Raw genomic sequence first — 1,464 nt, forward strand, 5'->3', positions numbered from 1 at the left:
CTTAAAAATCGGTTTCGGATCGATCATCTGGTGAGTCATGTGACCTTACTCATCGAACGTGACTATGGTTCATCCCCGGTGGTCGTTGTGCTCCCCGATGGCACTAAATGGTATGCGGACCGTCATCCTGATACGGTAAAATGGGCCGAGGGACTGACCGGTGACATGATTTATATTCCGTCCCCTCAACCGGGGCCGTGGCAACTGCTGGGAAAAGTGTCCGCCGGTTCTAAAATCAAAAAAGTGTCAACATTAGCCATTGAAGTGCAGCCGTTACCTCAACCTTTATTTCAAGGGGAACAACTGAAGATCCACGCTCAGTTACAGGGCGATGCACAGCGGATCCGCATGCCAGGTTTAGATTATTTGGTGGAATGGACCGCGCATTTTGAAAGTCAACACCAGAGCGGCGATGAGAATTTTGCCGCCGGCACTATCATGGTGGGCTCCTATAAAGATAATGGCGAAGCTTATGATGAGCGTCCAGATGATGGCTTATTCACGAGCAATATCGCGTTAAAACAACCTTGGGGCGCTTACGATTTTGTCGTCAAAGCCAGCAATAATGTGTTTGAACGCCAAGTATCGTTTCCCTTTACACTCTCGCCGCCGCCAATCACTCTCGAGCTGATTGCGCCAGAAGATCTTAGCGATACGCGCTGGCGCTTAAAATTACAGATAGATACCCAAGGGTTACAATTAGCCGCAACCCATTTTTCCTTTGAGCTCTACGGCCCGGCGGGATTACAAATTCCACTGGAATTTAGGGACATTACCCAAGCCACTACTGAGCTTATTTTGCCAAGTGTCACCGAGTTTGGCAGTTACCGTGTTAAGGGGGTGGCTGTCAGCACCACAGTCACAGGCCGCGAGATAGTACTGGATTTGCCGGAACGCTTTTTTAATCTAACAGAGCCGCCGCCCGCGCCACCCAGTCCTGAGGTTTTAGCAGCGCAAGCGGCTCAAAAAGCGGCCGAGGAAGAAGCCCTTGCCAAACAAAATGCCTTATTCTGGATTGCAACCATCAATGGCGTGCTATTGATTTTCGGGATTATTGGTTTAATTGTATGGCGTAAACGCCAGAGCTTAGCCCAAGCGTTAGCGGCAGCGGAGCAACGTCTTATCGATGAGAGGCGCCATAACAAATCGGCACCGACCTCTGTGGAGGAAATCGATCTCACCATGCCCGATTAATGCCCGCCAACGGGGGGATAGGGTGGTGATTAACTCGGTGGCGTTTTGCGGCTTCTTAATATTGTCACTGGACATGGCATGGTTGCTGGTAATGGTTGTTTATAGCGGGTTATGGTTATTTATAATAGTTGCTGGGTATGGTCGCAGGATAAGAATAGTGGGTGAGTGCACATAGGGCGTTGCTAAAAAGGTGGCGCCAACAGCAGAACGATTGGCGCCGATATTGCCTAATCATCAATGTTTTTAGCGTGAGTTGGTGATTTTTTAGCT

Annotated in this window: 1 protein-coding gene; it reads left to right on the forward strand. The window is 49.4% G+C overall.

The features are described 5' to 3' along the window. A partial coding sequence (locus ACRCZA_RS05120) for a TIGR03503 family protein (protein WP_438673389.1) occupies window positions 1–1,194 on the forward strand: 1,194 nt, incomplete at its 5' end. Window positions 1,195–1,464: the final 270 nt, after the last annotated feature.

This window comes from Shewanella sp. (genome assembly GCF_051658185.1).
Lineage (GTDB): Bacteria > Pseudomonadota > Gammaproteobacteria > Enterobacterales > Shewanellaceae > Shewanella.